Below are 26,103 nucleotides of genomic sequence, written 5' to 3'. Positions count from 1 at the left end.
TCTAACAGAACGGACCCCTTCCCGGCGGGTCGCTTTCCTCTTTCCATGGTGATCCCGTCCCCTTCCCGCGGCCTCCCGAAGCCGCCGGGGGCGCCGCCTCGTCGCGGGCGCTCGGCGACCCGTTCCAGGCGAACACGGAGCGTGACGGCAGGGGGGAGAGGGGTGTGCGAGATGGCGCTTCGCGGGTGCCCGCGATCATCGCGTGAAGGGGTGGCCCGGGAAAAAGGGGCGCGGAAATGTCACGGCTCGCGCGGACGCGGCGGGGAATTGCGGGAAATGGGGCTCTGCGGCCCTGGAATTCCTCTGGGCCACGGTGCAGGACGGGACCCTCGACCCGCCCGGCACCGTAGCCCGGAGTACTTACGGCCGGCGGGTGTGCGGTTCCCTCCGGCCGGTGGGAGGAGCCTGCGCGGTCAGGGCAGAGCGCGCGGGTTACCTCGATCCGTCCTCCTGTGCGGGGAGGGCGGAAGCATAAGTCAATTGTGGACTAGACCATTCTGTTCTGTCCATCCAATGACGGGGGTATCCAACCCGTCACTTCCTCCAACAGTACGCGGACCGGGCCCCTCGTGGGTACTCCTGGGTAAGAGCCGTGGGGAAAGTCATGGCCATACCCGGGGTACGCTCGCCACGTGCCCTCCATGAACGACCTCGTACGCCAGCACACCGCTCTCGGTGAAACCGACCTGGAGTGGCTGCACCTGCTGGTTTCCGAGTGGCAGCTGCTCTCCGACCTCTCCTTCGCCGACCTCGTGCTGTGGGTGCCCACCCTCGACGGCACCCGGTACGTGTCGGTCGCGCAGATGCGCCCGAACACGGGGCCGACCTCCTACCAGGACGACATGGTCGGACACCTGGTTCCGCGCGGCCGGCGCCCGCTGCTCGACGCGGCGCTCGACGAGGGTCGGATCGTGCGCGAGGGCGACCCGGAGTGGCGCGAGGAGGTCCCGGTCCGCGTCGAGTCGATCCCCGTCCGCCGCGAGGGGCGGGTACTGGGAGTGATCGCCCGCAACACCAACCTGCTCACGGTGCGTACACCGAGCCGGCTGGAGCTGACCTACCTCCAGTCCGCCTCCGACCTGGCCCAGATGATCGCGGCGGGCTCCTTCCCGTACCCCGGCCAGCAGGTGGACATGGACGCCTCCCCGCGCGTCGGGGACGGCCTGATCCGCCTCGACGCCGACGGGGTGGTCACCTACGCGTCCCCGAACGCGCTCTCCGCCTACCACCGGCTCGGCCTCGCCTCCGACCTGGTCGGCCAGCACCTGGGCAACGCCACCGCCGAACTCGCCCCCTCCCGCGGTCCGGTGGACGAGGCCCTGGTCAAACTCGCCAGCGGCTGGGCCCCCCGGGAGACCGAGGTCGAGGGCAACGGCGGCGTCATCCAGCTGAGGGCCATCCCGCTCAAGCCCAAGGGCACCCGGATCGGCTCCCTGGTGCTGTGCCGCGACGTGACGGAACTGCGTCGTCGCGAACGTGAATTGATCACCAAGGACGCCACCATCCGGGAGATCCACCACCGGGTGAAGAACAACCTTCAGACGGTGGCCGCGCTCTTGCGGCTCCAGGCCCGCCGGATGGATTCCCCGCAGGGCCGGGAAGCCCTCAACGAGGCGGTGCGCCGCGTCGGGTCGATCGCGATCGTGCACGAGACGCTCTCTCAGAACCTGGACGAGCGCGTCGAGTTCGACGAGATCGCCGACCGGGTGATCGCGATGGTCGCCGAGATCTCGCCCGGCAGGGTGGCCTGCCGGCGCACCGGCCGGTTCGGGATCCTCGACGCCGAGGTCGCGACTCCGCTGGCGATGGTGCTGACCGAGATCCTGCAGAACGCCCTGGAGCACGCCTTCGTCCAGGGCGAGGGAGGCACCGTCGAGGTGTCCGCAGCGCGCTCCGGATCCGGGCGGGCCGACGCCCGACTGTTGATCACGGTGCTCGACGACGGGTGCGGCCTGCCCGAGGGCTTCGACCCGCAGCGGGCCGGCAACCTCGGGCTGCAGATCGTACGCACCCTCGTGGAGGGTGAACTCGGCGGCACCTTCGACATGGTCCGGGTCGAACCGCGCGGCACCCGGGTCGTCCTCGACATACCGGCCAGCCCGCAGAAGTAGCAGCGAGTAGCAGCCGGAACATCACCCTGCGTGACGGTTCCGGTGCGGCTTCGCACCCCGCACAGCACTGAGCCCCGGACCGAAGGTTCTCGGTCCGGGGCTCAAGAGCACGTTGCTGAGCGCTTATACGGTTACTACGCGCTGCGGCTCGAGGCTCGAAAGTCGATGTCAGGCGGTGGCGTTGCGCGCCCGATTGCGAGCGGCGCGGCGCTTCATCGCGCGGCGCTCGTCCTCGCTGAGACCGCCCCAGACGCCGGAGTCCTGACCGGACTCGAGCGCCCACTGCAGGCACTGCTCCATCACGGGGCAGCGGCGGCAGACGGCCTTGGCTTCCTCGATCTGCAGCAGCGCAGGACCGGTGTTGCCGATGGGGAAGAAGAGTTCCGGGTCTTCCTCACGACAAACGGCGTTGTGACGCCAGTCCATGGCTGCTCCATCTCCTTGTATTGCGGGCAGGTTGCTTGTGAATGTGAACGCTTTCACGAATCCCCCCGTGAGGGAAGGGCCGACCCCCAGTTGCCTGGTGGGGTCCGAGATTCGTGGAGGGGTTCTGGCGATCTGTGTGGGTGCCGGGTTCTGCGGGCTGTCCCGATCGCCATGTAGAGATTCGCAAACCTCGGACGGGGATACAACCCCTTCCGGAAAGTTTTTTTGGATTCGTCGGTGTCTACTAGGTCACAGCCCTAGTTCCTGGGGGTGGACCGGCGTGTATACGTTCGAGTGAAAGGACTTTAGGCCCTTCCACTCACACAATCACACGCAGTGCACGGCGTACGCCTGTGAACCGAACGCTGGTGCGCAGCCCGAGGTGGTCGCCGTCCATCTGGAACGGGAGTGGAACCTTCGAATGCAAGGTGAAGTCGGTCAGATCGTGCAGAGACACCGCATGCTTGCCGTGCGGCCCGCGTTCAGGAGTCGAGGTCAGGAGCTGTGTGGCGTACCTGGCGACCGCCGGAGTTGACAAACGATCGAGTGCCAGTACGTCAAGCGCGGTATCGAACGACGCCTCCGGGGACGCGTAAAGCGGACGATTGCCCAGATACGTCCACGGCGAGGTGTTGCAGACTATCGACAGCACCAGATCCGTCACCGGATCCGCGCCGGGGCGCTCCAGCGTGACCGTGCCGTGCCTGCGGTTCGGCTCGTCCCAGAACTGACGCATGAGCTGTCGCACGTAGAGGGCGTGCGTCGAACGCTTGCCGCGTTCCCGCTGCTGCTCCACCCGCCCCACCACACCCGCGTCGAAGCCGAAGCCCGCGCAGAAGGTGAACCAGCGCGCCGGGACCGACTCGTCCTCCGTGCCCGGGGTGCCGGCCGCCAGACCGAGGCCGACCGTCCGTTCGCGTTCCTCGCGGAGCGCGTCGAGCAGGGCGCCGGTCGCCTCGACCGCGTCGTTCGGCAGGCCGAGCGCGCGGGCGAACACGTTCGTGGATCCGCCGGGGACCACCGCGAGCCGGGGCAGCCGGTCCGGATCGGGCCCGTTGTGCAGCAGTCCGTTGACCACCTCGTTGACGGTGCCGTCCCCGCCCAGAGCCACCACGAGGTCGACACCCTCGTGGGCCGCCCTGCGCCCGAGGTCCCGCGCGTGCCCCCGGTACTCGGTGGTCACCGCCTCCAGCTTCATCTCGCTGGCCAGGGCGTGGGTCAATACGTCACGGGTGCGCGCACTGGTCGTCGTCGCTGCTGGGTTGGCCACGAGAAGTGCACGCATGAGCGCCAGCCTACCCACCCCTCCGCGGGAGGCCCCTACTGCCCGTCCCCTCCGGGGCCGGCGGGGCGCGGCTACCCTGCTGGGGTGAGTAAGAAGCCGACCTCGAACGTTCCCGCCCCCTCGCCCGCGCCGCCCGTCGCGCTGCCCGGTCGGCTGACGGCCGCCGCCGTGCTCACCGCGCTGGAGGGCCTGGCGCTCGCCGGCCTCGGCGTCTACATGCTGTACGTGGGCATCGCCGGCGACCCCGACTCCCCGCAGCAGGCCGAGACCGGGGGTGTGACCCTGCTCGCGCTCGCCGCGCTTCCGCTGATCGCGGCGCGCGGGCTGCGCCTGGGCCGCCGCTGGAGCCGCGGCCCGGCGCTGATCACCCAGCTGATGGCGATGCCGGTCGCCTGGACCCTGTGGACCACGGGCGGGGCGATGGTCGCCGCCGCGGTGGCGCTGGCGCTCACGGCCGTGGCCGTGGGGGCGCTGCTGGTGAACCCGACGGCCACCGAAGCGCTTGGTATCGGGCCTGGGGAACAGACCCGATAACCGGTACGTCCTACTTCCCGTACGTCCTACTCCTCGACGAGGAGCTTCTCGCGGAGCTGGGCCAGGGTGCGGGCCAGCAGGCGGGACACGTGCATCTGGGAGATGCCGACCTCCTGCGCGATCTGCGACTGGGTCATGTTGCCGAAGAACCGCAGCAGCAGGATCCGCTTCTCCCGCGGCGGCAGTCCTTCCAGCAGCGGCTTGAGGGACTCGCGGTACTCGACGCCCTCCAGCGCCTCGTCCTCCGAACCCAGGGTGTCCGCCACCGCCGGCGACTCGTCGTCGGTGTCGGGGACGTCCAAGGAGAGCGTGCTGTAGGCATTGGCCGATTCCAGCCCCTCCAACACCTCCTCCTCGGAGATGCCGAGCCGTTCGGCCAACTCGTGCACGGTGGGGGAGCGGCCGTGCTGCTGCGAGAGTTCCGCCGTGGCCGTGGTCAGCGAGAGCCGCAGTTCCTGAAGGCGCCGCGGCACCCGCACCGCCCAGCCCTTGTCACGGAAGTGGCGCTTGATCTCGCCGACGACCGTGGGTGTGGCGTACGTCGAGAACTCGACGCCGCGGTCCGGGTCGAACCGGTCCACCGACTTGATCAGGCCGATGGTCGCCACCTGGGTCAGGTCGTCCAGCGGCTCGCCGCGGTTGCGGAACCGCCGTGCCAGGTGCTCGACCAGCGGCAGGTGCATCCGGACCAGCCGGTTGCGCAGTTCGGCCCGCTCCGGCGAGCCGTCGGGCAGTTCCCGCAGCTCGAAGAAGAGGGCCCGCGCGCCGCTGCGGTCGCGCGGATCCGGCAGCGGCACGTGCGCCGCCGGTGCCATCGGGGCCGTGGCAGCGGCCGGCGGTGGCTGTGCTGGTTGTGGTTCTTCGTGCTGGTTCTCGCTCACAGGGCCCGCCCGTCGCTCCGCCGAGTCCAAAAAGCCGTCTTCCGCATCCGCGTCGGCCGGGTGCGGCCGGGCGTGCAGTTGCTCCGGGATGCCGCCGTCGACCTCGTGTCGTACCCGGGGCCGATCCCCGCCCCGCACCGGGATCTCCCCGCCGCTCACGCCGGTCCTGGTCCCGCGCCGCGCTGTTTGTAGAGGCTGATGCTCACTGTCCGGTCCTCCTCGACCGTCGCCTCGACCTTGCCGGCCAGCGCCGACAGGACCGTCCACGCGAACGTGTCCCGCTCCGGTGCGCGCCCGTCGGTGGTCGGTGCGGAGACCGTGACCTCCAGCGAGTCGTCCACCAGCCGGAAGACGCAACTGAGGACGGAGCCGGGCACGGCCTGCTGGAGCAGGATCGCGCAGGCTTCGTCCACCGCGATGCGGAGGTCCTCGATCTCGTCGAGGGTGAAGTCCAAACGTGCGGCGAGACCGGCCGTGGCCGTTCGCAGCACCGACAGGTAGGCACCCGCAGCCGGCAGCCGGACTTCCACGAAGTCCTGAGTCCCGGGCTCGCCTGCGATGTGGGACACCCTCACCTCCAAGGTGGTACGAGCTCTGTTCGCCGGTGACGCTATCGCGATCCGGGCGATCGTGTCGCGGCACCCCGTGTGACACCTGCCCGGAGTACCCACGCCCTCAGGCCGGTGACCGATGGTAAGCCCATGGGTGCGGACAGTGGCTAGGGGGCTGCGGGCCCAAATCAGGGGAACCGGCGGAGGGTTGACCTACCCCGCCTCAGACGATCGAACCGTCGACAAAACACCACCGCCAGGTCTCGCCCGGTTCGAAGCTGCGCATCATCGGATGACCCGTCTGGTGGTGGTGTGCCGTGGCGTGGCGGAAGGGTGAGGAATCACAGCAGGCCACGTGACCGCACGCCAGACACATCCGAAGCTGCACGGGGTGGCTGCCCAGTGCCAGACATTCGGGACAGGTCTGGGCAAGGGGGATGGGCTCGGGGCGCGGCAGTTCGGCAACGTGGGTGCACTCGCTCATGATGGCCAGCGTACTGAGGTGCGGACGCCCGCGGACTGAAGGGGATGGGTCTTCGATGGAGGTATTGCCGCTGGTGGCGCTGGTCGCGGGCAGCGCGGTGGTCGCGGGGTTGGCCCGTCGGACGTCCGTGTCGGCTCCGCTGCTGCTCGTCGCGGCCGGTCTGCTGGCGTCGTACATCCCGGGCGTGCCGTCGTACACGCTCGACCCGCACATCGTGCTGCCGCTGCTGCTCCCTCCGCTGCTGCACACCGCCGCCATGGAGAGTTCCTACCTGGACCTGCGGGCCAACGCGCGTCCCATCGCCCTGCTGTCCGTCGGGTACGTGCTCTTCGCGACGCTCGCCGTCGGGTACGCGGCCTACCTGCTCGTTCCCGGTCTGTCGCTGCCGGTGGCGCTGGTGCTGGGCGCGGTCGTCGCGCCGCCGGACGCCGTGGCCGCCACCGCGATCGCCCGCAAGCTCGGCCTGCCGAACCGGATCACGACGATCCTCCAGGGCGAGTCCCTGGTGAACGACGCCACCGCCATCACCGCCTACAAGGTGGCCCTGGCGGCCGCGGTCGGCGTCAGCGCCGGCTGGGCGGGCGGGATCGTCGAGTTCCTGCTGGCCTCGGTGGGCGGCGTCGGCATGGGCCTCCTGCTGATGGTGCCCATCCACCTGCTGCGCAGGTCGCTGCGGGACCCGCTGCTCCAGAACACCCTGTCGCTGCTGATCCCCTTCGTGGCGTACGCGGCGGCCGAACGGGTGCACGCGTCCGGCGTGCTCGCCGTGGTCGTCGTCGCGCTGTACCTCGGACACCGCAACTGGCAGGTCGACTTCGCCACCCGGCTCCAGGAGGCCGCGGTGTGGAAGGTGATCTCCTTCGTCCTGGAGTCGGTGGTCTTCGCGCTGATCGGGCTCCAACTGCCGGTGGTCCTCAAGGGGCTCGACGAATACGCGGGCGGCGACGCGGCCTGGTACGCGCTGGCGGTGTTCCTGGCCGTGGTCGTGGCCCGGTTCGTCTGGGTGTTCCCGGCGACCTTCCTGCCGCGGGTGCTGTCCGAGCGGATCCGCGAGCGGGAACCGGAGACCAACTGGAAGGCGCCCGTCATCGTGGGGTGGGCGGGCATGCGCGGTGTGGTCTCGCTGGCCATCGCCTTCTCGGTCCCGCTGAGCGTGCCGCACCGCAACCTGATCCTGTTCCTGACCTTCACCACCGTCATCGGGACCCTGGTGGTCCAGGGACTGACGCTGCCCCCGCTGATCCGCCTGCTGAAGCTGCCGCCGAGGGACGCGCAGGCCGAGACGCTGGCCGAGGCGCAGGCGCAGAGCGAGGCGTCGCGGTCGGCCGAGGAGCGGCTCGACGAACTGCTCGCCGACCCGGCGAACGCGCTCCCGCCGCCGCTCGCGGACCGGCTGCGCACGGTGCTGGAGCGGCGGCGCAACGCGGTGTGGGAACGGCTCGGCGAGGTCAACGCGGTCACGGGCGAGTCGGCGGACGACGTCTACCGGCGGCTGGCCGGGGAGATGATCGAGGCCGAGCGGGAGGTGTTCGTGACGCTGCGGGACCAGCGGCGGATCGACGACGAGATGCTCCGGGCGTTGCTGCGCAGGCTGGACCTGGAGGAGGCGGCGGCCTACCGGGAGGACTCCTCCTGATCCCGGGCGCGGCGGGCGGCGGGTCGGGGGCCGGGGTCCGGTCCGGGGTCCGGGTCGGTCCGGGGTCCGGGTCGTGGTCGGGGAGGGCGTCACTCCCGGGCGGCGGGATCAGGGGCGGCCGGTGACGACGGCCGCGAGGGTGGTGCCCCGGGGGAACGTGCCGGACTCCGTCAGGGCGGTCAGCGCCCAGAGCAGTTTCGCGACGTAGACGCGCTCCACGGGGACCCGGTGGCGGCGCTCGAAGTCCACCGCGAACGCCTCCAGCTCCGCCGGGACCTTCGCGTAGCCGCCGTGGTCGAAGCCCTCGGCCAGGGTCCAGTCGCCGGCCGGGCCCCCGAACGCGGCCCGCTGGAGGGAACGTATCTCCGCCCCCAGGAAGCCACCCGCGAGCACCGGTACGCCCCACGCCCGCTGCCGGGGGGTCAGTCCCGCCGCCAGGCCCGCCAGGGTGCCGCCGGTGCCGCAGGCGACCGCCACCACGTCCGCCGCGCCGCGCAGCTCGCGGCCCAGCTCGGCGCAGCCCGACAGGGCGAGGGCGTTGCTGCCGCCCTCGGGGATCACGTACGCGCCCTGCGCGCCCGCCGCCGCGAGCAGCCGGGCCAGGGTGTCCGGTTCGGTCTTGCGGCGGTACTCCGACCGGGACGTGAAGTGCAGCCGCATCCCGTCGGCCGCGCAGCGGGCCAGGGACGGGTTCAACGGCCGGCCGGCCAACTCGTCGCCCCGGACCACCCCGACCGTCGCCAACCCGAGCAGCCGCCCGGCGGCGGCGGTGGCCCGCAGGTGGTTGGAGTAGGCCCCGCCGAAGGTCACCAGCGCCGGGAACCCCCCGTCCAGGGCCGCCCGCAGGTTCGGCGCGAGCTTGCGCCACTTGTTCCCCGGCAGCTCGGGGTGCACGAGGTCGTCCCGCTTGAGCACCAACCGCACGCCGTGCCGCTCGAACCGCCCGTCCGACGCCTCGACCAGCGGCGACGGCGGCCGGGGCCGGAGCAGGGAACGGGGATCCACGGGGCTGTCCACCTGCTCATTGTCGCCGGTGACGGTGGCCGCGCCGGAGGAGGTCGGGCGCCCGCGCGGCCCGCCGGCGCGGGTCCCGGCGGACGCCGACGGGGATAGGGGACGGCGCCGCCGGGGCGGGGGTGTCAGGGGGTGACTCGGGGTGGGGTGGTCACTTGAGGCGGTCCGCCACGCGTTCGCGGAACCACGTCATCGTGAACCCCTTGGGGTCGATCTTGCCCGGCTGCCATTCGAGGTGGCCGATCACCGAGCGCTCGGTCCAACCGTGGAAGCGGCAGACGGCCGCGGCCGCCCGGACCATGGCGTCGAGCTGCACCGCGGGCCAGGGGTCCTTGCCGTCGCCGAGGTTCTCGCACTCGAAGCCGTAGAAGTGTCGGTTGCCGTCGGTGTTCGCCGTGTGGTCCGGGGGGAGCCGCTTCTCGGCGATGACCGCGGCCAGGACGTCGGAGTCGCCGGAGCCCGCGTGGTTGGCGCGGCCGTAGCCGACCAGGTGGACCCGGCCGTCCTTGGTGATGACGCCGTGGCAGAGCGGGCCGGGCAGGGCCTCGTCGCCGTCCCGGCAGAGCCGGACGGTGTACGCGGTGCCCTGCGTGACGGTGTGATGGATCATCACCCCGTTGACCGGCCCCCAGGGCCCCTTGTGGTTGCGGTTGTGGGTGCGCCAGGCGCCGACCTCGACGACGCGCAGCCCCTCGTTGCGCAATTGGGTGAGGAAACGGTCTGCGGACATGGGTGCGGACATGAACGCCTCCTTCCGTGCGTGAGGGACCGGTCACCTTTCGTGTCCGGTCCATCACGTTCCGGTGTAGTGGAGGGGGTCCTTCCGCGGCTAGCGCGTTCGTACGGCGAGCGATCGAATCCGGACATTCCCGGAGGTCCCGCCCGCCCCTGGCGCCCCACCGGCCCCGGACGTCACGCGGAGGCGAGCCACAGGTCGGGGCCGAAGACCTCGTAGTGGATGTCCGCCGCCGGCACGCCCTTGCCCAGCAGCTGTTCGCGGACCGCCCGCATGAAAGGCAGCGGTCCGCACAGGTAGGCGTGGGTGCCCGGGGCCACCGGGACGTCGGAGAGGTCGAGCCGGCCGACGCCGTCGTCGGCCGCGGCGTCCTCGTGGCCGGTCTCGTACCAGAACCGGGCCGAGGCGTCCGCGAGCTTGTGCGTCAGGGCCCGGTGGTCGCCCCGCAGGGCGTGGTCGGCGGGGGAGCGGTCGGCGTGCAGGACGGTCACCGGGGCGTCGTGCCCGGTCTCGGCGAGGTGCTCCAGCATCGACAGCATCGGCGTGCAGCCGATCCCGGCCGAGGCCAGCAGTACGGGCGAGGTCGGGTCCTGGAGCACCAGGTCGCCGTACGGGACCGAGACGCGCAGTGTGTCACCGACGCGGACCGCGGCGTGCAGGTGGTGGGAGACCTCCCCGTCCGGGCCCGCCGCGGCCGGCCCGTGGACCCGCTTGACGGTGATCGCGCGGACCGGGGAGCCGGGCGACGAGGTGAGGCTGTACTGGCGGATCTGGCGCGCGCCGTCCGGGAGTTCGACCTGGACGGAGACGTACTGGCCCGGCTTGAAGCCGGGCGCGGGCGCCCCGTCGGCCGGGACCAGGTGGAAGGTGGTGCAGTCGACGGTCTCCTCGACGCGGCGGACGACCGTCCACGGGCGCCAGACGTCGCCCGCGACCACCCGCTGCTCGGCGTACAGCCGTTCCTCGATGGCGATGAGGGCGCCCGCCATCAGCCAGTAGACCTCGTCCCAGGCCTCGGCGACCTCGGGCGTGACGGCCTCCCCGAGGACCTCCGCGATGGCCTCGAACAGGTGCCGGTGGACGATCGCGTACTGGTCGCGGGTGATGCCGAGCGAGGCGTGCTTGTGGGCGATGCGGCCGAGCATCACGTCGGGCCGGGTGTCGGGGTGCCGGACGAGGTGGCCGGCGAACGCGGCGATGGAGCCGGCCAGGGCCTGCTGTTGCAGTCCGGCCTTCTGGTTGCCGCGGTTGAACAGGTCGCGGAGCAGGGCCGGGTGGGCGGCGAACAGCTTCGCGTAGAAGAGTTCCGCGATGTCGCCGACGGCCGCTCCCACGGCGGGCAGGGTGGCGCGGACGGTCGCGGTCGACTTCTCGGACAGCATCGGGGAGCTCCTCTATAAATGGACTATTGGATACCAATTAAAGGGCGCGAGGGCCTCCGGGGTGATGCGCAGACGTGTTCGAAGGGCCCTCGGGTGTGGCGTGGGCGGGGTCGCGGCCGCTCGGAACCGGCCACCCGCGCCTCAGTCGGCGGGGCCCCCGCCCCGACCGGGCGGTCCGCCCGAAATGCCCAGCAGCAGCGGTCCGGTGGGGGCCGCGACCAGGTCGTTCACCGTGAGCGGGTCCAGTGTGGCGAAGAAGGCCTCCTGGGCCCGACGCAGCGCGCCCCGCAGGAGGCAGGCGCTCCGCAGCGGGCACGGGACGGCGCCCTCGCAGTCCACGACGTCACCCACGCCCTCCAGCTCGCGCACCACCGCGCCCACCGAGGCGGCGCGGCCGGCGCCGGTCAGGGCGAGCCCCCCGCCCCGGCCGCGCCGCGCCTCGACCAGGCCGAGGTGTTGCAGCCTGGCCACCACCTTCGCGGTGTGGGTGTACGGGACCTCCATGGTCGCCGCGACGTCGCGCGTGGTGGGGAGGTCCGAGTCCTCGACGGCCAGACGCATCAGGACGCGGAGCGCCAGATCGGTGAATCGGGTCAGCCGCATGGCTCCACCGTAGAAAACTTGAATCTCTGATGCAAGTTAAGGCGGCGGGAGGGCCGTGGATGGCTGAAATCAGAGGGGTCAGAGGGGCTGGAGGGGAGAAAGGGACTCATCAGAGTGCCCACACCCCATACGGAGTAGTCCCACCCTTTTGTGTAATGGTCTCACCACGCTGTGCACTGGAAGGCTGATCCCGCAGATCCATGGAGTGATCGAAAGGGAAACACATGTCGGTCCAGGCAGGTTCCGAATCCGAAGTCCAGGCACCGCAGCGCAGTCTCGGGACCTCGGCCGCGCGGAACTTGGCAACCACGACCAAGTCCGCGCCGCAGATGCAGGAGATCACCTCCCGGTGGTTGCTCAAGATGCTCCCGTGGGTGTCCGTGCAGGGCGGTACGTACCGGGTCAACCGGCGGCTCAGCTACTCCGTCGGTGACGGCCGGGTGGAGTTCATCAAGACCGGCACCCAGGTCCAGGTGATCCCCGCCGAACTCGGCGAGCTCCCGCTGCTGCGCGAGTACGAGGACATCGACGTCCTGACGGAACTCGCCGCCCGGTGCCACCAGATCGACTTCGAGGCCGGCCAGGAACTCACCTCCTTCGGCAGCCCCTCCGACAGGGTGTTCCTGCTCGCCCACGGCCGCGTCGACCAGATCGGCACCGGCCCCTACGGCGACGACGCCGTCCTGCAGACCGTCGCCGACGGCGCCTACTTCGGCGAGGACGCCCTCGTCGACGAGGAGGCCATCTGGGAGTACACCGCCCGCGCCGCCACCTCCGGCACCGCGCTCGTCCTCTCCCGCCAGGACTTCCAGCTCCTCGCCGACCGGGTCGACTCGCTGCGGGCCCACGTGGACGCGGTACGGGCCCTGCCCGCCCAGCGGACCAACAAGTACGGCGAGGCCGCGATCGACCTCTCCGCCGGCCACGAGGGCGAGGCCGTGCTGCCCGGCACCTTCGTCGACTACGAGGCCAGGCCGCGCGAGTACGAACTCTCCATCGCCCAAACGGTTCTGCGCGTGCACACCCGCGTCGCCGACCTCTACAACCAGCCGATGAACCAGACCGAGCAGCAGTTGCGGCTCACGGTCGAGGCGCTGCGCGAGCGCCAAGAGCACGAGATGCTCAACAACCGCGACTTCGGCCTCCTCCACAACGCCGACTACGACCAGCGCATCCAGCCGCACGACGGCGCGCCCAGCCCCGACGACATGGACCAGCTGCTCAGCATGCGGCGCGGATCCAAGCTCTTCCTCGCGCACCCCAAGGCCATCGCCGCCTTCGGCCGCGAGTGCAACAAGCGCGGGCTGTACCCGGAGTCGATCGAGATCGGCGGCCACCGGGTGCCGTCCTGGCGCGGGGTGCCGATCTTCCCGTCCAACAAGATCCCGATCAGCGACGCCCGGACCACCTCGATCCTCTGCATGCGCACCGGCGAGGACGAGTCGGGCGTGATCGGTCTGCACCAGCCGGGGATCCCGGACGAGATCGAGCCGAGCACGTCGGTCCGCTTCATGGGCATCAGCGAGCAGGCGATCATCTCGTACCTGGTCACCACCTACTTCTCCGCCGCGGTGCTCGTGCCGGACGCGCTCGGCGTGCTGGAGAACGTCGAGATCGCCCGCTGGCGCTGATGAGTGGCCCGGCCGAACGGCGACGGGGGAGTACGGGGGAGCGCGATGGCGACCACTGAGGCGATCACCACCGGCGAGGGCCACGAGGCCGCGGCCCTGCTGGAGCGGACGAAAGAAACGGTCAACCCGGAGCTGCGCCGGACGATCGAGAGCCTGCCCGCGGGGATGCGGCGCGTGGCGATGTACCACTTCGGCTGGGAACACGCGGACGGCAGCCCGGCCGCGGGGAACGCGGGCAAGGCCATCAGGCCCGCGCTCGTCCTCGCCTCGGCGCAGGCCCTCCAGGGGGCGGGCGCGGAGGCCGGGGACACCGTGCGGCCGGCCGTCGCCGTGGAGTTGGCGCACAACTTCACGCTGCTGCACGACGACGTCATCGACAAGGACGTCCGGCGGCGCGGCCGGGCCACGGCCTGGACCGTGTTCGGGATGCCGGACGCCATCATCACGGGCGACGCGATGATGTCGCTCGCGCTGAAGCTGCTGGCCGAGGATCCGCACCCGGCCGCCCCGGCGGCCGCGGCCCGGCTCTCGGCCTGCGTGATCGAGCTGTGCGCCGGGCAGCAGGCGGACTGCGCGTTCGAGCGGCGCGGGGACGTCTCGCTCGACGAGTGCCTGACGATGGCGACGGCCAAGACCGGGGCCCTGCTGGGCTGCGCGTGCGCGCTGGGGGCGCTGTACGCGGGGGCCGGCCCGGACGAGGTCGACGCGATGGACGCCTTCGGCAGGGAGGCCGGCCTGGCCTTCCAGCTGATCGACGACCTGATCGGCATCTGGGGGGACCCGGGGCACACCGGCAAGCCCGCCGGGGCCGATCTGATCGCCCGCAAGAAGTCCCTCCCGGTCGTGGCCGCCCTCACCTCGGGCACCGCGGCGGGTGAGGAACTGGCCGCGCTGTACGCGGGCCCCATGACCGGGGACGACGTGCGCGCGGCGGCCGACGCCGTGGACCGGGCCGGGGGGCGGGACTGGGCGCAGGCCCACGCCGCCGACCGGATGGGCCGGGCCGTGCAGCAGCTCTCCAGGGCCGTCCCGGACCTGGGGGCGGCGGGCGGGTTGCTGGCGCTGGCGGAGTTCGTCACCCGGCGCACCCGGTAGGTCGGCCGGGCCGCGCACGCGCGGTCGCGCACGCGAGTAGAGCGAGGCCTGTTCCCCCGCCGCACGGCGGGGGAACAGGCCTTTTCGCGCGCGCGGTCGCGGTCGCGCCTTCCGGGCCGTTCGGGCCAACTCTAGGATCACCCGCAGTCGTTGACAGGCGAGTGAGGGGTGGGTCCAGTGGTGCTGGAGATACGTCAGGCGGATCGGTCGGACCGGGACGCGGTGGCGCGGCTGCTCGACGAGGCCTTCCATGACGACCCCGTGAGCACATGGGTCTTCCCGGACCCGGGGCACCGGGCGACGGTGCACGGGAGGTTCCTGGGCGTCTTCGTGGACGTCGCGCTGGCCGACGGGCGGATCGACTACGCGGTCGACGGTTCGGCGGCGGCGCTGTGGCTGCGGATCCCGGCGGGCGAACCGGAGGGCGAGGACGAGGTCCCGACGAGGATGCGGGCGGTGGCCGACCCCGACAACGAGCGGTGCGAGCTGGTGGGCCGGCTGACCGGCGAGGTGCACCCGACGTCCGAGGAGCACGAGTACCTGCTGATGATCGCCGTCGCGCCCGACCGGCAGGGCGAGGGCCTGGGCACGGAGCTGATGCGGCCGGTGCTGGAGCGGTGCGACCGCGAGGGGCTGCCGGCGTACCTGGAGGCGAGCAGCGAGCGCAGCAAGGAGCTGTACGAACGGCTTGGCTGGGAGTTCACGGGGACGGCGGTACGCCTGCCGGAGGGGCCCCTGATGTGGCCGATGTGGCGCAAGCCGCGGGCGTGAGGAACGGGCGCCGCCGCCGTCGCCCCGCCGAACGCGCGAAACCGGCCTACCGTTGAGGTATGGCCGGTCGAGAGCAGCAGCGCACGCACGAGACGGTGGCCCCGCAGGCCGGGCACGAACAGCAGTCGTGCCCGGCCTGCGGGCGTTCCGTGGACACGGTGGTCCGACGGCGCAAGTCCCTCGGGATCTTCGTGCCGCAGTGGGGCCCGGGCTCCTGTAGGAACCCGGATTGCCCCACATACGTCCCCAGGGAGGTCTAGCGGAACGACCTAGCCCTTGGTGCCGAGGCCGGAGGCGACGAGGCCGTTGGCCCAGAGCTGGTTGACGCGCGAGCGCTCGGCGGAGTTCGGGTTGGGGTTGGTGCACGACGTGCCCGGTCCGCCGCCCGACATCAGCTCGCTGCACGGGCCGGAGTAGTGGTCCGGCAGACCCAGCACGTGGCCGGTCTCGTGCGCGGTCACGCGGGTGGAGTCGTACTGCTGGTTCTGCCGGTAGTCCAGGAAGATGTACCCCCGGCCGTGCCCGTCGGTGCTCGCGTAGGAGCCGCGCGAGTCGTTGCCCTCGCGGTACGAGAAGTTCCCGCCGGAGGACACCTCCTGCAGTCTGACGTTGCTCACCGAGCTGTTCCAGATCTGGGTGGAGCGGGCTATCTGGCTGCGGAAGCTCGGGGCGCTGCGGGTGTTGTACGTGACGGTCACCGCGAGGGCGCCCGGGTTCGCGGCGCGCTGCTCGGCCACCGAAGCCCGCACGGCCTGGAAGAAGGCCTTCGTCGCGGCGTCGTTCTCCTGCGAACGCTCGTACGCGGCGTAGCTCGCGGTGGTGCCGACGGGCGCCGGGGCGGCGCTCGCGGTGGGGGCGACCGAGGCCAGGGCGGCGGCCAGGCCGAGGCCGATGCCGGCGGCCAGCATGGACTTACGGGAGTGGCGCATGTGGGGGGCTCCTACTCATCCGGTGTGGGGGGTGGGTCGTTCGGTACCGGAGTCTGCGGGAGCGGAAGGGGCCGGCGGATGATGTCAGCCATCGATAACGCCGGGCTATCGGGAAGTTTTCGGTAGGTCAACTAGCGTGAGAATGGCGGGATTCGGGGGGCTATCAGCGGCTGGTGCGGCGCCGTCCGCCCGCCCTACTCTCGGGTCATGGAGCTCGAGGTGAGGCACCTGCGCGCACTGTGTGCCATCGCGGACGCCGGCAGCCTGCACAAGGCGGCGCGGCAACTCGGCGTGAGCCAGCCCTCGCTGACGACCCAACTGCGCCGTATCGAACGGGCCCTGGAAGGGGAACTGTTCCTGCGCGAACGGACCGGATGTCGTCCCACGCCATTCGGCCGTACCGTGCTCGGACGGGCGAGACCGCTGCTCGCCGAGATGGCGGCGCTGGTGGCCGAGGCGCGCGCCGCCGCCCACGGTCCCCGGCTCCGGATCGGCTCGACCGCCAGCCGGGCGCTGCCGGGCTGGCTGCGCCGGCTGCACCGGCGCTCGCCGGAGACCGAGACCTCCCTGGTGGTCGACGTGTCGGCCAACGCGCTGCTGCGGATGGTGGCGTCGGGGCAGCTCGACGTGGCGTTCGTCCACGAGGTCGAGGGCAGTCCGCTGCGGGTGCCGCCCGGCCTGGAACTGCACGTGCTGATGGAGCGCGAACCGCAGTTCGTGTCCATGTCCCGGGACCATCCCGCCGCGCGCCGGCCGGTGGTGGAATTACGTGACCTGGCCGCCGACCGCTGGACCGTCGACCCGTCCGTGGACGGCGAATGGGACGGCCTGCGGCGTGTCTTCGCCGGAGCCGGGGTGGACCCGCCCGTGCTGCACGCCGACTACCACACCGCGACCTCGCTGATCGTCTCCGGCGAGGCCGTCGCCCCCTGCCAGCCGACCTCCGGCCCCCGGGACGACATGGCCATCCGGCCGCTGTCGGGGGACCCGCTGGCGGTCCGGCTGCTCCTGGCCACCCTGCCGGGCACGCACGCAGAGGTGTACGAGGACCTCCGCGCGGCCTATCGCGAAGCCGCCCTGCGCACCCCGCCGTACCGGGCCTGGCTCCACCACCACGCGAGCCCCCTCCTGGCGGCCTGAGTCCTGTCGGCCGGAACGGGACCGGCCGCGCCGCGGCATCCCGCCGGGCCTCGGCCCTCTTCGTCCGCGCCCGCACCCCCGACCCCGCTCCGCCCCGACCCGACCCCGCTCCACTCCGCCCCCGCGCGCCGCGCACGCCGCACGCGCCGACTCCGCATGCCCGGAAAACGGGGCAGATCATCGCAAAATGGGGATTTCAGGGATGCGCTTGACTTCCCTTGACCGCGATATATCGTGTTACTCACAAGACGCGATATGTTGCGTGCGTCGAGTCCGGTCCGTGAACGCACGAGGAGGATCAGCACCATGGCAGAGCAGATGACGTGGTCCGTCGCCGAACCGCAGAAGCTCACCTTCGAGCAGCCGGTGACCGAACTCCGTGTCCGTGTCGTCGGCGGGACCGTGAACGTCGTCGCCTCCGACGAGGGGCCCGCCCGCCTGGAGGTCGCCGAGGTCGACGGCCCACCGCTGCACGTCGTCCACGAGGCCGGCGTCCTCACCCTCTCCTACGAGGACCTCCCCTGGAACGGTTCCCAGGGCTTCCGGGAATGGTTCGACAGCAAGCCCTGGAAGTCGTGGTCCGGCGGCGCCGGGCGCAAGGCCTGGGAGCGGTCCGTCACAGTCACCCTCACGGTGCCCGCCTCCACCTCCGTGCAACTGGCCGCGGTCAGCGCCACCGCCTTCGTCTCCGGCATCAGCGCCGACACCGACGTCAACGGCGTCTCCGGCGACACGACGCTGGTCGGCCTCTCCGGCAAGGTCAAGGTGCACACCGTCTCCGGCGGCGTCGAGGCCCAGTCCGTCACCGGTGAACTCGGCTTCCACTCGGTCTCCGGCGGCCTGACGGTGGTCGACGGCGCGGGCGGCAACGTACGGGCGGACTCCGTCAGCGGCGACATGCTCATCGACCTGGCACTGGACCCGGCCGCGCCCAGCCCGGTCGACATCTCCCTGAACTCGGTCTCGGGCCAGGTGGCGATCCGCCTGCCGCACCCGGCCGACGCGCGGGTCGAGGCCAACACCGCCACCGGTGGCGTCTCCAACGCCTTCGAGGACCTGCGGGTGTCCGGCCAGTTCGGCGCCAAGCGGATCACCGGCACGCTCGGAGCCGGCACCGGCACCCTGCGCGCCACCACCGTCTCCGGCGCCATCGCGCTGCTGCGCCGCCCGGCCGGCGACACCGCCGACACCGCCGCCCCCCTCCCGCTCGACAAGAAGGTGCTCTGACATGCCGCCCGTCTTCGCCCACGGCCGCCTCCGCCTCTACCTCCTCAAGCTGCTGGACGAGGCCCCGCGTCACGGGTACGAGGTGATCCGCCTGCTGGAGGAGCGCTTCCAGGGGCTGTACGCACCCTCCGCGGGCACCGTGTACCCGCGGCTGGCGAAGCTGGAGGCCGAGGGGCTCGTCACGTACGCCACGGAGGGCGGGCGCAAGGTGTACTCCATCACCGAGGCCGGTCGCGCCGAACTCGCCGACCGCGGCGGTGAACTGGCCGACCTGGAACTGGAGATCCGCGACTCGGTCTCCGAACTGGCCGCCGAGATGCGCGACGACGTCCGGGGCGCGGCGGGTGACCTGCGGCGCGAGATGCGCGCCGCCGCCGCCTCCGCCACGACGACCCGCGTCGACGACGAGGGCTGGAAGGCCGCCAAGGAGGAGCTCCGCAAGGCGAAGGCGGAGTGGAAGGAGCAGGCGCGGCGGGCGAAGGACGAGAGCCGCCGGGCCCGCGAGGAGGCCCACCAGGCCCGCCGCCAGGCCAAGGAGGCCCAGGAACGGGCCCGCGAGGAGGTCCAGCGCATCGCGAGCCAGCTCCAGGAGCAGTTCGCGAAGTCGAGCGGCGTCCTGGGCGGCCTGGCCGGGGCCTGGCTCGGAGCCGGCGCCCCCGCCTCCGCTCCCGGCGCGTCGACCGCGGCCTCGGACGTGGGCTCCACCTGGGCCGAGGACCTGGCCCCGACCGCGGACCCGATCCGCGACCTGGACCGGCTGTTGGACCGCTTCCGCGACGAGATCCGCGACGCGGCCCGCGATCACGGGGTGAGCCCGGCGCAGTTGGCCGAGGCCCGCGCGCACCTGGCCGTCGCGGCGACCCGGGTCACGGCGGAACTCCGTCCGGACCCGGCGTAGGTCCTCTCTTTCGGATCTTGCCGGGGCCGCGGCGCCCTCAGGCCGCCAGAGCCCGTTCGGCGCCGGCGAGGGTGACGCCGTGGTCCGTGAGGACCTCGGCGACCGTGCCCGGCCGGGAGAGCAGGGCCAGCAACAGGTGCGCGGTGCCGATGTGGCGGTCCCCCCGCCCCAGCGCGATCCGCAAGGACTGCTCCAGGGTCTTCTTCGCGCCCTGGGTGAAGGGGACGTGCCGGTTGTCCGACTCCGGGCGGCCGAGGGCCGAGCGGAGCGAGGCGCCCAGGCCCCGCCTGCGGGGCGTGGCCGTCGACAGGGCCCCCTCGCCGTGGGTCTCCTCGATCCGGGTGACGATCTCGGTGAGGTCGATCCCGAGACCGGCCAGCGCCTCTTCGTCGGCCCGGGTCATGCCGCCCCGGCGCCGGGCCGCGGCGAGGCCCGCGGCCACCGCCGCCCGGTCCACGCCGAGCGGATCCAGCGCGCCCTGCGCGAGCAGGGCGAGCAGCAGGTGCTCCTCGGTGACCGTGGCGGCCCCGGCCCGTCGGGCCTCGGCCACGGCGCCCGTCACCGTGGTGCGGGCGTCGGTCGTGAAGCGTTCGAACATCAAAGCCTCCCGTGCTTCTTGTGCACGGCCTGCCGGGTGATACCCAGCTCGGCCGCGATCTCCTGCCAGGACCAGCCCTGCGCGCGGGCACTGCGTACCTGTACGGCCTCCAGCTGCTCCAGCAGCCTTCGGAGGGCGGCCACGGCACGCAGGCCCACACGCGGGTCACGGTCGCCGGCCCGTTCGGCGAGATCGGTCGCTTCGGTCATGCGTGTCAATGTAGGTTGACGCGCGGGAGAGTGTCAACCCCAGTTGACGCGCATGACCGAAGCGAGGCGCGGGAGTCGGGCCGTCAGACCGTCAGGACCACCTTGCCGAAGAGGTCTCCGGACGCGAGCTTCTCGAAGCCCTCGCGCGCCCGGTCCAGCGGCAGCACCTCGTCGATGACCGGCCGTAGGCCCGTGGCCGCGCAGAAGGACAGCAGGTCCTCCAGCTCGTCCTTCGAGCCCATGGTCGAGCCGACCACCTTCAGCTCAAGGAAGAAGATGCGGGTCAGCTCCGCGTGCGCCGGGCGGTCGCCGCTCGTCGCGCCCGAGATGACGAGGGTCCCGCCGGGCCGCAGGGACTTGATCGAGTGCGACCAGGTGGCGGCGCCGACCGTCTCGATCACCGCGTCCACCCGCTGCGGCAGTCGGGCGCCCGGCTCGAACGCGTCCACCGCGCCCAGCTCCACCGCCCGCTTGCGCTTGGCCTCGTCCCGACTGGTCGCGAAGACGCGCAGGCCCGCCGCCTTGCCCAGGGCGATCGCGGCGGTGGCGACACCGCCGCCCGCGCCCTGGACCAGCACGGAGTCCCCGGGCCGCACGCCGGCGTTGGTGAACAGCATCCGGTACGCCGTCAGCCAGGCGGTGGGGAGGCAGGCGGCCTCCTCGAAGGACAACTTGGCGGGCTTGCGCAGGACGTTCCAGGCGGGGACGGTCACCTGCTCGGCGAAGGTCCCCTGGTAGCGCTCGGTCAGGATCGAGCGCGGCTCGTCGGGGCCGACCCCGTGGCCGCTCTGGCCGATCACGGAGTGCAGGACGACCTCGTTGCCGTCCTGGTCGATCCCGGCGGCGTCGCAACCGAGGATCATGGGCAGTTTTTCCTCGCCGAGGCCGACTCCGCGCAGCGACCACAGGTCGTGGTGGTTGAGCGAGGCGGCCTTGACGTTCACGGTCACCCAGCCGGGGCGGGCCTCGGGGGCGGGGCGGTCGCCCAGCTCAAGGCCGCTCAGCGGCTGGTCTCGGTCGATTCGGGCGGCGTAGGCAGCGAACATGCCGCCAGACGCTACCGCTCGGTAGCGGGGCCTGACCAGAGGCATCAGGTCGGCGGTGAGTCGGAGCGGAATGTCCGGTCGGGTCCCCAAGTACCCGCCGTACCAGTTGGTTTGTGCGGCTGGGATGCCTAATCGGAACGGCGGGATCGAGTCGGGATCGGGGGTAACATTCTGGCCGTGCGGTGATGCTCGCCATGAGCCTGTCATTTCCCGCCCGTGGTCCCGTCCGGCACGCTCTGCCCAACGGCGACCCCCACGACCGCCCGGCTCGGCCGGGCGACGCACGGAGCGACCCCTCCCGGTTCGGGGGCCGGGAGGGTGCGTTCTCCGCGCGTTCCGGCCTGCCCTTCCCGCTCGGACACGTCCGCCCGCGCCCGCGCCACGCTCGCCCCGGACACGGGGAAGGCCCGGCCGGAGTGGATCCGACCGGGCCTTCACCCGTACAGCTCAGCGTGCGGAACGGAACGTACCGCTCAGACCAGACGGGCCACGCCGTCGGCCTTCGCCGCCGCGGCGACCGCGGCCGTGACGGCCTCGGCGACGCGCTCGTCGAACGGCGACGGGATGACGTAGTCGGCCGCGAGCTCGTCACCCACGACGCCGGCGATGGCGTCGGCGGCGGCGATCTTCATGCCCTCGGTGATCCGGGTCGCGCGCACCTTGAGGGCGCCCGCGAAGATGCCCGGGAAGGCCAGCACGTTGTTGATCTGGTTCGGGAAGTCCGAACGACCGGTGGCCACGACCGCCGCGTACTTGTGCGCGACGTCCGGGTGGACCTCCGGGTTCGGGTTGGCCATGGCGAAGACGAAGCAGTCCTTCGCCATCGTGGCCACCGCGGCCTCGGGGACGGTGCCGCCGGAGACGCCGATGAAGACGTCCGCGCCCGCGAGGGCGCTCTCCAGGGAGCCGGTCTGGCCCGTCCTGTTGGTCAGGCCCGCGATCTCCGCCTTGACGTCCGTCAGGTCGGAGCGGTCCGCCGAGACGACGCCCTTGCGGTCGGTGACGCACACGTCGCCGATGCCCGCGTCCACGAGGATCTTGGCGATGGCGATGCCCGCCGCGCCTGCGCCGGAGATGACCGCACGCAGGTCGGCGAGGGTGCGACCGGTGAGCTTCGCCGCGTTGCGCATGGCGGCCAGCGTCACGATGGCCGTGCCGTGCTGGTCGTCGTGGAAGATCGGGATGTCCAGGGCTTCCTGGAGCCGGCGCTCGATCTCGAAGCAGCGGGGCGCGGAGATGTCCTCCAGGTTGACCCCGCCGAAGGAGGGCGCGAGACGGATGACCGTCTCGATGATCTCGTCCGTGTCCTTGGTGGCGAGCGCGATCGGAACCGCGTCGACACCGCCGAACTGCTTGAACAGGATCGCCTTGCCCTCCATCACGGGGAGGGAGGCCTCGGGACCGATGTCCCCGAGGCCGAGCACGGCCGTGCCGTCGGTCACGACGGCGACCACGTTGGACTTCCAGGTGTACTCGTTGACGAGTTCCGGGTTCTCCGCGATGGCGCTGCAGACCTTCGCCACGCCGGGCGTGTACGCGAGGGACAGGTCGTCCTTGTTGCGGACCGGCACGGTGGCCTGCACGGCCATCTTGCCGCCCCGGTGCAGCGCGAACACCGCATCGGGGTTGTTGTCCGTCACGCTGTCGCTGCGAGGATTGACGATCTCCGCTGCCACTTTCTTGACCCCTTAAGTCTTTAATCGTTGAGGGTGGCCACTCCTGGTTAAGGGGTGGGCGGGCACCGCGTCCGTGCTCCGCATCGACGGTTGGCCCGTCTCCGCGAAGAGGGAGGTTCGTACGCGCGGGCGCGCCGCACGCGCGCCCTGAGCCCCGGATGAGGGGTGTAAGGATCTGTTCTACCGGAAGAACGCTCGCTCAGACGAGTCGATTCCCGCTCGATCGTAGGCCGGTTGTCCCTGTTTTGGCGAAAAGTCCAAACCTTGATGTCCAATGGGCGAGACGCACCGCAAATACTGCGGAGAAAAGCCCTGGTCACAGCGCATAATCCCGCCGCGAAGCCCGTTCTCCGCAGTCCTGTTGGGCACCCTGGGTCGCCCGTTATCCGATTTTGACCTGACGGGCACCCTGAATGTCTCAGTCCGAATGGCAAGATGCCGTAATCACACAAGGTCGCGACACTCGATGGTGCGTGCCCCGACCGTTCTCGGATGCTTTTTTCCCCACTGCCGGAGGAACCAGCTCATGACCGCAAGCACCACCCGTCGTACGACCGCCGCCCGGTCCCGGATCGCCGCGGCCGGTGCGATCGCGGTCGCCGGCGCCCTCATCCTCACCGGTTGTGGCGACCAGACCGACAACAGCGGCAGCTCCACTCCCTCGGGCAAGACCAACGCGGCCCCGCTCTTCTCGGCCCTGCCGAAGAAGATCCAGGACGCCGGTGTCATCAAGGTCGGCACGGACGCCGCCTACGCGCCGATGGAGTTCACCGAGGGCAACAAGATCGTCGGTGTCGACCCCGACATCGCCGAGGCCCTCGGCAAGCAGCTCGGGGTGAAGTTCCAGTTCACCGCCGGTACCTTCGACGGCCTGATGACCTCGGTCTACACCGGCCGCCAGGACGCGATCATGTCGTCCATCACGGACAACAAGAAGCGTCAGGAAGGTCTGGACGACAAGGGCGCCAAGATCGGCAAGGGCGTCGACTTCGTCGACTACTTCTCGTCCGGCGTCTCGCTCATCGTCAAGAAGGGCAACCCGCAGGGCATCAAGTCCCTCGACGACCTGTGTGGCAAGACCGTCGCCGTCCAGCGCGGCACGATCTACGAGGACACCTTCAAGGCGCAGGCCGAGAAGTGCGGGGACAAGAAGCTCACCATCGAGGCCTTCGACACCGACGCCGAGGCGCAGACCCGCGTCAAGGCCGGCGGCGCCGTCGCCGACCTGAACGACTACCCGGTCGCCGCGTACACCGCGAAGACCTCGGGTGGCGGCAACGACTTCGAGGTCACCGGCCAGCAGAGCGACGTCGGCCTCTTCGGCATCGGTGTCGCCAAGGAGAACACGCAGCTGCGTGACGCCCTCAAGCAGGCCCTCGACGCCATCATCAAGGACGGCTCCTACGCCAAGGTCCTCGAGAAGTGGGATGTCAAGGACAGCGCCGTCAAGTCCGCGACCGTCAACGCAGGTCAGTAATTCCGGGCGCTCCACTGAAGGGCAGTCATTGTGACTGACAAGATCGACAAGGGTCCGGCCGCAACCCCGGCCGGACCCGGCCCCTCGGCCACCCCGTACGAGGCCATCAAGGCGATTCCCGTCCGACACTACGGACGCTGGATCAGTGCCGTGGTCGTCGTCGCGGTGCTGGGCTGGCTGGTTCTCGCTTTCGCCAACGGCAATGTCAACTGGGGCACCGTCGGCGACAAGCTGTTCGACCCCACGGTCATCACCGGCCTCGGCAACACCATCCTCATCAGCGTCACCTCGATGCTGCTGGGTCTGGTGCTCGGCATCCTCTTCGCGGTGATGCGGCTGTCGAACAACCCGGTGACCAGTGCCGTCGCCTGGCTCTACATCTGGTTCTTCCGCGGCACCCCGGTCTACGTCCAGCTGCTGGTGTGGTTCAGCCTGCCGCTGATCTTCCAGTACATCGACCTCGGTCCGATCTACAAGAACGAGACCGTCGACGTCATGACCCCGTTCCTGGTCGCCCTCCTGGGCCTCGGCCTGAACGAGGGCGCCTACATGGCGGAGATCGTGCGCGCCGGCATCCAGTCCGTGGACGAGGGGCAGAGCGAGGCCTCGCACGCCCTGGGCATGACGCAGGTGCAGACCATGCGCCGCGTGGTGCTGCCCCAGGCGATGCGGGTGATCATCCCGCCGACGGGCAACGAGTTCATCAACATGCTGAAGACCTCGTCGCTGGTCTCGGCGGTCCAGTACACCGAACTCCTGCGGGCCACCAGCAACATCGGTTCCACCGCCGGCGCCATCATCGAGATGTACTTCGTGGCCTCCATCTGGTACCTGGCGCTCACCAGCGTGTTCAGCGTCGGCCAGTACTACCTGGAGCGTCGCTACGCCCGCGGCTCGCTGCGGTCCCTGCCGCCCACCCCGCTGCAGCGGATCAAGGCCAACCTGAACATGTTCCGCCGTACGGAGGTGGCGAAGTGACCGCCCAGCCGATGGTCAAGGCCGAGGCCGTCCACAAGTCGTACGGCCCCGCCCACATCCTCCGGGGCATCGACCTGGAGGTCGCCCCCCGTGAGGTCTTCTGCCTGGTCGGTCCGTCCGGCTCCGGCAAGTCCACCTTCCTGCGGTGCATCAACCACCTGGAGCGCATCAACGCCGGCCGGCTCTCGGTCGACGGGCAGCTCGTCGGGTACCGCGAGAAGGCGGGCAAGCTCTACGAGCTGAAGGACAGCGAGGTCGCGGCCCAGCGCCGGGACATCGGCATGGTCTTCCAGCGCTTCAACCTGTTCCCCCACATGACGGCCATCGAGAACGTCATGGAAGCCCCGGTCATGGTCAAGGGCGAGAGCCGGGCGGTGGCGCGGGCGCGCGCCGTCAAGCTCCTCGACCGCGTCGGCCTCGGCGACAAGGGCGGGAACTACCCCTCGCAGCTCTCCGGCGGTCAGCAGCAGCGCGTGGCGATCGCCCGCGCGCTGGCCATGGAGCCGAAGCTGATGCTCTTCGACGAGCCCACCTCCGCGCTCGACCCGGAGCTGGTCGGTGACGTCCTCGACGTCATGCGCGACCTCGCCGAGTCCGGCATGACCATGATCGTGGTCACCCACGAGATGGGCTTCGCCCGCGAGGTCGGCGACAACCTCGTCTTCATGGACGGCGGCGTGGTGGTCGAGTCCGGCCACCCGCGCGAGGTCCTGGGCAACCCGCAGCACGACCGGACGAAGGCGTTCCTGTCCAAGGTGCTGTGACCGATCGACGCACGGGAGGGG

The 26,103-nt window shown here is 71.1% G+C and carries 27 protein-coding genes; 13 read left to right on the top strand and 14 right to left on the bottom strand.

Annotated elements, in window-relative coordinates:
• The first annotated feature begins 641 nt into the window (after nt 1–641).
• A complete protein-coding gene (locus tag OG906_RS12450) occupies nt 642–2,111 on the top strand; it encodes a sensor histidine kinase (protein ID WP_329448006.1) in 1,470 nt (489 codons plus the stop codon).
• Nucleotides 2,112–2,279: 168 nt separating this feature from the next.
• On the opposite strand, the gene OG906_RS12445 is transcribed toward OG906_RS12450, so the two are convergent.
• Together OG906_RS12445 and OG906_RS12440 are read right to left on the bottom strand one after the other, a co-directional pair.
• Complete coding sequence (locus OG906_RS12445) at nt 2,280–2,537, bottom strand: WhiB family transcriptional regulator (RefSeq protein ID WP_004937597.1); 258 nt, start codon at nt 2,535–2,537, stop codon at nt 2,280–2,282.
• Nucleotides 2,538–2,856: 319 nt separating this feature from the next.
• Complete coding sequence (locus OG906_RS12440; RefSeq protein WP_267797098.1) at nt 2,857–3,822, bottom strand: diacylglycerol/lipid kinase family protein; 966 nt, start codon at nt 3,820–3,822, stop codon at nt 2,857–2,859.
• A gap of 84 nt (nt 3,823–3,906) precedes the next feature.
• Between OG906_RS12440 and OG906_RS12435 the strand changes: the two genes are divergently transcribed.
• Nucleotides 3,907–4,356: a hypothetical protein gene (locus OG906_RS12435; RefSeq protein ID WP_329442502.1), complete on the top strand. Its 450-nt coding sequence runs from the start codon at nt 3,907–3,909 to the stop codon at nt 4,354–4,356.
• 26 nt (nt 4,357–4,382) lie between these two features.
• On the opposite strand, the gene OG906_RS12430 is transcribed toward OG906_RS12435, so the two are convergent.
• From OG906_RS12430 to OG906_RS12420, 3 genes are all read right to left on the bottom strand, one after another.
• The gene (locus OG906_RS12430; RefSeq protein WP_267797165.1) at nt 4,383–5,381 is read right to left on the bottom strand and encodes an RNA polymerase sigma factor SigF; all 999 of its coding nucleotides are present in this window, start codon (nt 5,379–5,381) and stop codon (nt 4,383–4,385) included.
• A gap of 11 nt (nt 5,382–5,392) precedes the next feature.
• Nucleotides 5,393–5,806: an anti-sigma regulatory factor gene (locus OG906_RS12425; protein WP_267797100.1), complete on the bottom strand. Its 414-nt coding sequence runs from the start codon at nt 5,804–5,806 to the stop codon at nt 5,393–5,395.
• A 205-nt stretch (nt 5,807–6,011) separates the two neighbouring features.
• Complete coding sequence (locus OG906_RS12420; RefSeq protein WP_267797101.1) at nt 6,012–6,272, bottom strand: UBP-type zinc finger domain-containing protein; 261 nt, start codon at nt 6,270–6,272, stop codon at nt 6,012–6,014.
• 55 nt (nt 6,273–6,327) lie between these two features.
• Here OG906_RS12420 and OG906_RS12415 point away from each other — a divergent pair, with 55 nt between their 5' ends.
• Nucleotides 6,328–7,908, top strand: coding sequence for a Na+/H+ antiporter (locus tag OG906_RS12415; protein ID WP_267797102.1), 1,581 nt, complete (start codon nt 6,328–6,330; stop codon nt 7,906–7,908).
• Nucleotides 7,909–8,016: 108 nt separating this feature from the next.
• On the opposite strand, the gene OG906_RS12410 is transcribed toward OG906_RS12415, so the two are convergent.
• The 4 genes from OG906_RS12410 to OG906_RS12395 form a co-directional block, all read right to left on the bottom strand.
• Entirely contained in the window at nt 8,017–8,925 is a 909-nt protein-coding gene (locus tag OG906_RS12410; protein ID WP_329442500.1) for a 1-aminocyclopropane-1-carboxylate deaminase/D-cysteine desulfhydrase, read from the bottom strand.
• A 148-nt stretch (nt 8,926–9,073) separates the two neighbouring features.
• Nucleotides 9,074–9,664, bottom strand: a complete 591-nt coding sequence (locus OG906_RS12405; protein WP_267797104.1) for an N-acetylmuramoyl-L-alanine amidase — start codon at nt 9,662–9,664, stop codon at nt 9,074–9,076.
• Between the two features lie 170 nt (nt 9,665–9,834).
• Nucleotides 9,835–11,040 carry a globin domain-containing protein gene (locus tag OG906_RS12400; protein ID WP_329442499.1) on the bottom strand — a complete coding sequence of 402 codons (1,206 nt, stop codon included), beginning with the start codon at nt 11,038–11,040 and terminating at the stop codon, nt 9,835–9,837.
• 141 nt (nt 11,041–11,181) lie between these two features.
• Nucleotides 11,182–11,643, bottom strand: a complete 462-nt coding sequence (locus tag OG906_RS12395; RefSeq protein WP_329442497.1) for an RrF2 family transcriptional regulator — start codon at nt 11,641–11,643, stop codon at nt 11,182–11,184.
• 224 nt (nt 11,644–11,867) lie between these two features.
• On the opposite strand from OG906_RS12395, the gene OG906_RS12390 reads away from it, so the two are divergent.
• The 4 genes from OG906_RS12390 to OG906_RS12375 all read left to right on the top strand — a co-directional run bounded on the left by OG906_RS12390 (nt 11,868) and on the right by OG906_RS12375 (nt 15,400).
• Entirely contained in the window at nt 11,868–13,274 is a 1,407-nt protein-coding gene (locus tag OG906_RS12390; RefSeq protein WP_329442495.1) for a family 2B encapsulin nanocompartment shell protein, read from the top strand.
• Between the two features lie 45 nt (nt 13,275–13,319).
• Nucleotides 13,320–14,369 carry a family 2 encapsulin nanocompartment cargo protein polyprenyl transferase gene (locus OG906_RS12385; RefSeq protein WP_329442494.1) on the top strand — a complete coding sequence of 350 codons (1,050 nt, stop codon included), beginning with the start codon at nt 13,320–13,322 and terminating at the stop codon, nt 14,367–14,369.
• Nucleotides 14,370–14,546: 177 nt separating this feature from the next.
• Nucleotides 14,547–15,140, top strand: a complete 594-nt coding sequence (locus OG906_RS12380) for a GNAT family N-acetyltransferase (RefSeq protein WP_329442492.1) — start codon at nt 14,547–14,549, stop codon at nt 15,138–15,140.
• 59 nt (nt 15,141–15,199) lie between these two features.
• Entirely contained in the window at nt 15,200–15,400 is a 201-nt protein-coding gene (locus tag OG906_RS12375; protein WP_329442490.1) for a hypothetical protein, read from the top strand.
• A 9-nt stretch (nt 15,401–15,409) separates the two neighbouring features.
• On the opposite strand, the gene snpA is transcribed toward OG906_RS12375, so the two are convergent.
• A complete protein-coding gene (gene snpA / locus OG906_RS12370) occupies nt 15,410–16,069 on the bottom strand; it encodes a snapalysin (RefSeq protein WP_267797111.1) in 660 nt (219 codons plus the stop codon).
• Between the two features lie 207 nt (nt 16,070–16,276).
• Between snpA and OG906_RS12365 the strand changes: the two genes are divergently transcribed.
• The 3 genes from OG906_RS12365 to OG906_RS12355 all read left to right on the top strand — a co-directional run bounded on the left by OG906_RS12365 (nt 16,277) and on the right by OG906_RS12355 (nt 19,334).
• Nucleotides 16,277–17,209 carry a LysR family transcriptional regulator gene (locus tag OG906_RS12365; protein WP_267797112.1) on the top strand — a complete coding sequence of 311 codons (933 nt, stop codon included), beginning with the start codon at nt 16,277–16,279 and terminating at the stop codon, nt 17,207–17,209.
• A 306-nt stretch (nt 17,210–17,515) separates the two neighbouring features.
• Nucleotides 17,516–18,436 carry a DUF4097 family beta strand repeat-containing protein gene (locus OG906_RS12360; protein ID WP_329442488.1) on the top strand — a complete coding sequence of 307 codons (921 nt, stop codon included), beginning with the start codon at nt 17,516–17,518 and terminating at the stop codon, nt 18,434–18,436.
• A 1-nt stretch (nt 18,437) separates the two neighbouring features.
• Nucleotides 18,438–19,334 carry a PadR family transcriptional regulator gene (locus OG906_RS12355; protein WP_329442486.1) on the top strand — a complete coding sequence of 299 codons (897 nt, stop codon included), beginning with the start codon at nt 18,438–18,440 and terminating at the stop codon, nt 19,332–19,334.
• A gap of 37 nt (nt 19,335–19,371) precedes the next feature.
• Here OG906_RS12355 and OG906_RS12350 read toward each other — a convergent pair whose 3' ends face one another.
• From OG906_RS12350 to OG906_RS12335, 4 genes are all read right to left on the bottom strand, one after another.
• Complete coding sequence (locus OG906_RS12350; RefSeq protein WP_329442485.1) at nt 19,372–19,932, bottom strand: Clp protease N-terminal domain-containing protein; 561 nt, start codon at nt 19,930–19,932, stop codon at nt 19,372–19,374.
• Complete coding sequence (locus OG906_RS12345) at nt 19,932–20,141, bottom strand: helix-turn-helix domain-containing protein (protein ID WP_329442483.1); 210 nt, start codon at nt 20,139–20,141, stop codon at nt 19,932–19,934. The genes OG906_RS12350 and OG906_RS12345 overlap by 1 nt, the downstream gene beginning before the upstream one ends.
• 83 nt (nt 20,142–20,224) lie before the next feature.
• Entirely contained in the window at nt 20,225–21,187 is a 963-nt protein-coding gene (locus OG906_RS12340) for a zinc-binding dehydrogenase (RefSeq protein WP_329442482.1), read from the bottom strand.
• 473 nt (nt 21,188–21,660) lie between these two features.
• On the bottom strand, nt 21,661–22,863 hold the full coding sequence (locus OG906_RS12335; RefSeq protein WP_267827597.1) for an NAD(P)-dependent malic enzyme: 1,203 nt from the start codon (nt 22,861–22,863) through the stop codon (nt 21,661–21,663).
• 526 nt (nt 22,864–23,389) lie between these two features.
• On the opposite strand from OG906_RS12335, the gene OG906_RS12330 reads away from it, so the two are divergent.
• From OG906_RS12330 to OG906_RS12320, 3 genes are read left to right on the top strand one after another with little or no spacing between them, the layout of a single operon-like run.
• Entirely contained in the window at nt 23,390–24,340 is a 951-nt protein-coding gene (locus OG906_RS12330) for an ABC transporter substrate-binding protein (RefSeq protein WP_267797117.1), read from the top strand.
• Between the two features lie 30 nt (nt 24,341–24,370).
• Nucleotides 24,371–25,318, top strand: a complete 948-nt coding sequence (locus OG906_RS12325; protein ID WP_266969831.1) for an amino acid ABC transporter permease — start codon at nt 24,371–24,373, stop codon at nt 25,316–25,318.
• Between the two features lie 11 nt (nt 25,319–25,329).
• Nucleotides 25,330–26,082: an amino acid ABC transporter ATP-binding protein gene (locus OG906_RS12320; RefSeq protein ID WP_267797166.1), complete on the top strand. Its 753-nt coding sequence runs from the start codon at nt 25,330–25,332 to the stop codon at nt 26,080–26,082.
• Nucleotides 26,083–26,103: the final 21 nt, after the last annotated feature.

Origin of the sequence: Streptomyces sp. NBC_01426 (assembly GCF_036231985.1) — a bacterium.
Lineage (GTDB): Bacteria > Actinomycetota > Actinomycetes > Streptomycetales > Streptomycetaceae > Streptomyces.
Note: the sequence above shows the minus strand (reverse complement) of the source record. Positions and strands in the feature narration are given on the sequence as shown.

Excerpts from the sequence above, each read along its gene's own strand:
- OG906_RS12450 (WP_329448006.1), top strand. The coding sequence starts at position 642 with ATGAACGACCTCGTACGCCAGCACACCGCTCTCGGTGAAACCGACCTG.
- OG906_RS12445 (WP_004937597.1), bottom strand. The coding sequence starts at position 2,537 with ATGGACTGGCGTCACAACGCCGTTTGTCGTGAGGAAGACCCGGAACTC.
- OG906_RS12440 (WP_267797098.1), bottom strand. The coding sequence starts at position 3,822 with ATGCGTGCACTTCTCGTGGCCAACCCAGCAGCGACGACGACCAGTGCG.
- OG906_RS12420 (WP_267797101.1), bottom strand. The coding sequence starts at position 6,272 with ATGAGCGAGTGCACCCACGTTGCCGAACTGCCGCGCCCCGAGCCCATC.
- OG906_RS12415 (WP_267797102.1), top strand. The coding sequence starts at position 6,328 with ATGGAGGTATTGCCGCTGGTGGCGCTGGTCGCGGGCAGCGCGGTGGTC.
- OG906_RS12405 (WP_267797104.1), bottom strand. The coding sequence starts at position 9,664 with ATGTCCGCACCCATGTCCGCAGACCGTTTCCTCACCCAATTGCGCAAC.
- OG906_RS12400 (WP_329442499.1), bottom strand. The coding sequence starts at position 11,040 with ATGCTGTCCGAGAAGTCGACCGCGACCGTCCGCGCCACCCTGCCCGCC.
- OG906_RS12395 (WP_329442497.1), bottom strand. The coding sequence starts at position 11,643 with ATGCGGCTGACCCGATTCACCGATCTGGCGCTCCGCGTCCTGATGCGT.
- OG906_RS12390 (WP_329442495.1), top strand. The coding sequence starts at position 11,868 with ATGTCGGTCCAGGCAGGTTCCGAATCCGAAGTCCAGGCACCGCAGCGC.
- OG906_RS12385 (WP_329442494.1), top strand. The coding sequence starts at position 13,320 with ATGGCGACCACTGAGGCGATCACCACCGGCGAGGGCCACGAGGCCGCG.
- OG906_RS12375 (WP_329442490.1), top strand. The coding sequence starts at position 15,200 with ATGGCCGGTCGAGAGCAGCAGCGCACGCACGAGACGGTGGCCCCGCAG.
- snpA (WP_267797111.1), bottom strand. The coding sequence starts at position 16,069 with ATGCGCCACTCCCGTAAGTCCATGCTGGCCGCCGGCATCGGCCTCGGC.
- OG906_RS12365 (WP_267797112.1), top strand. The coding sequence starts at position 16,277 with ATGGAGCTCGAGGTGAGGCACCTGCGCGCACTGTGTGCCATCGCGGAC.
- OG906_RS12360 (WP_329442488.1), top strand. The coding sequence starts at position 17,516 with ATGGCAGAGCAGATGACGTGGTCCGTCGCCGAACCGCAGAAGCTCACC.
- OG906_RS12355 (WP_329442486.1), top strand. The coding sequence starts at position 18,438 with ATGCCGCCCGTCTTCGCCCACGGCCGCCTCCGCCTCTACCTCCTCAAG.
- OG906_RS12350 (WP_329442485.1), bottom strand. The coding sequence starts at position 19,932 with ATGTTCGAACGCTTCACGACCGACGCCCGCACCACGGTGACGGGCGCC.
- OG906_RS12345 (WP_329442483.1), bottom strand. The coding sequence starts at position 20,141 with ATGACCGAAGCGACCGATCTCGCCGAACGGGCCGGCGACCGTGACCCG.
- OG906_RS12340 (WP_329442482.1), bottom strand. The coding sequence starts at position 21,187 with ATGTTCGCTGCCTACGCCGCCCGAATCGACCGAGACCAGCCGCTGAGC.
- OG906_RS12330 (WP_267797117.1), top strand. The coding sequence starts at position 23,390 with ATGACCGCAAGCACCACCCGTCGTACGACCGCCGCCCGGTCCCGGATC.
- OG906_RS12320 (WP_267797166.1), top strand. The coding sequence starts at position 25,330 with ATGGTCAAGGCCGAGGCCGTCCACAAGTCGTACGGCCCCGCCCACATC.